The sequence below is a fragment of the Autumnicola lenta genome, from assembly GCF_031846515.1.
In the GTDB taxonomy this organism is placed as follows: domain Bacteria; phylum Bacteroidota; class Bacteroidia; order Flavobacteriales; family Flavobacteriaceae; genus Autumnicola; species Autumnicola lenta.
Genome location: NZ_JAVRHO010000052.1, coordinates 1 through 2522, shown reverse-complemented (window position 1 = coordinate 2522; position 2522 = coordinate 1). Strand labels below are relative to the sequence as shown.

Genomic DNA, 2522 nt, shown 5'->3' with positions numbered 1-2522 from the left:
GTACAAGTATCGAAATCTGCAATATCTTCAACAACAGCTTCGCTTACTTCATCTGTAACTTCTATTTCAAAAGTAGTAGAGTCCATTCCAGTCACACATTCCAATTCATCACCATTCACAGTGTAGGTTACTTCATAAGTACCTACGCCCATAGTTGCAGGATCAAAAGTAGTAGCTGTTGTTCCATCTACGGTAAAAGTTCCACCGGTAGTAGTATCTCCAACTAACAATGTGGCTAGAGTGATAGTGCTTGCTTGAGTACAAGTATCAAAGTCAGCAATATCCTGAACAACTGCTTCGCTGATTTCATCTGTAACTTCTATTTCAAAAGTTGTAGAAGCTGTACCAGTCACACATTCCAATTCATCACCATTCACAGTGTAGGTTACTTCATAAGTACCTACGCCCATAGTTGCAGGATCAAAAGTTGTAGCAGGTGTTCCATCTACAGTGAATGTTCCGCCCGGCGTTGTATTTGCACCTAAAAAGCTGGTAAGCGTAATGATGTCACCACTAGTACATGTAGGAAAGTCATTAATATCTTCAACGTTTGCTTCGCTTTCTTCATCGGATACCGCAATTGTGAAATCAGAAGAATCTCCTTCAGTAATACATGGTAAATCTTCAGCACTAACTTCGTAGGTAATGGTAAATGTATCTGCACCAGCTAAAGAAGGATCAAAAATGAAATCCCCATCATCATTGGTACTAACGCCTTCACCTGAGAAAGTTCCACCTGGGGTGGTAGTTTCAGGATTGATTAAATCAGTAAGGTTTATAACGTCCCCATCAATACAAGTATCTGGAACATTAAATTCTCCGGCCATTGCTGGCCCGGCTTCTTCTATAGTTATAGAAATTTCAGAAGAAGCTTCACAGGCTGTACCTGCTCCTGTAGTGTAGGTTACCGAATATGTTCCTGCAGGATCGGCGGGATCAAAACTATCTAAAAGATTAGCTAGTTCTTCCTGGTCAAATCCTGACGCATCAAAGTCTTCTATATTAATCTCTAAGTCTTCAATAAGAAGTAAAACAAATCCAAAATCATTAGTAATATTTTCAAGTTGTGTAGTACAAAATGTTATTTGGATATCTTCAAGGTTTACACCTTCGGTAACCTCTACTCCAAGTAATACATCATCTTCGCATCCATTCTCAAACGTAGCTGTATAAATGGTCTGAAAAGAATCGGCGGAGCCATCATAACTATCTACAATACTTTGAAGGGAAGGAGAAAAACTTCCACCTGTTGGAACTCCTTCCATCAGAAGTCCTTCAAAATAAGCACGGGCATTTTCAACTGTATTAAACTGAGAATCTGCTTCAGAAACACAAAGAACATTGTCTGTATTATCTGGTCCTGCACTAAGAATTACCACGGTTACTTCAAATCTTGCCATGCTCTCGCAAGGAGGCTCCGGAGAGTTCACGCGGTTAATAATTTGGGTGGCAAAATAAGACTCACCATCTACAAGAGGAGTGTCCTCATTTAATGGAGGATTTGAATTTTCTGTGCTGTACCATCTGTTTATTCCGGTGGCTTCAAGATCTGCAACAGTGGCTCCTTCACAGAGAGTCTGAACAGCTTCGCCTGAAGGCGGCTGAACCTCAATAGGATCGTAGCGAACAGCTACTCTGGAAGAAGGACAGTTTGTCGCAGCATTTCTTTGTCCAACAAAATAGCTGGCTCCAGGATTTAGTGACAATTCAGGATTAAGAGGTGATCCGCTAAATTCCTGTGTATAAACCTCGATGTCTGTTCCGCCGTCAGTGGGATTTACAAGGTCAATAAGTTCCTGAACGGTATTGACGCCTGTTGTACTGTACATACACGGAGAAAAAACTACTCCAAAACTTGGTTCCGGTGCGCCAATGTCATCAATGCTAACCGTAACAGAAGACCTGTCTTCACAGGTTCCGTCTGCATTTCCGGCAAAATACGTCTCCTCCCTTAAAAGCTCACTGCCAGGAATTGGAGTGGTGGAAATAGCAGTACGATACCATCTTATGGTAGTTCCACTTGCGGCTGTGGCTTCAAGATCGGCAATAGTGGATAAATAGCAGAAGGACTGCTGATTGCCACTTTCGTCGGGATCCTGATCGATCGGGTTAGGGCAATCTCCCGTCTGTCCAAAAGAGGGGAACATTCCCAATAATAAAATAAAGGTAAAAACGGAAAATGCTTTTCCTTTTTTACCTAAAGTAAAATTTTGCATAGGCTAGGTGTTAAATTCAACTATTAGTTTTAGGTTTTAAACCTAATTAGAAAATTAAGCACAAATATTGGAATAATTTTTAACAATAGGGAATAAAATACCTTCAGGTTTAACAAACATTATTACTATGCCCTTTTTTTTCTATTTTTTTATGTTAAAAAGCTCTCTGTGATTGGGGTGTCGGGCTTCTGATGTATTAATTCTGAGGAATTTGTTCCAGAAATTCGACTGATATTTTCATGATATTTTAAAAGTTGTTGAACGAGTGGGCTCTGTGAGTTTCAGGGTTGATTTAATATTAAAAAA

Annotated in this window: 1 protein-coding gene; it reads right to left on the bottom strand. The window is 40.0% G+C overall.

Annotated features, from left to right (window positions below; all coding sequences use genetic code 11):
* The coding region (locus tag RM545_RS17330; protein WP_311496542.1) for a hypothetical protein at positions 1 to 2216 on the bottom strand (2216 nt) is incomplete at its 3' end.
* Positions 2217 to 2522 lie beyond the last annotated feature (306 nt).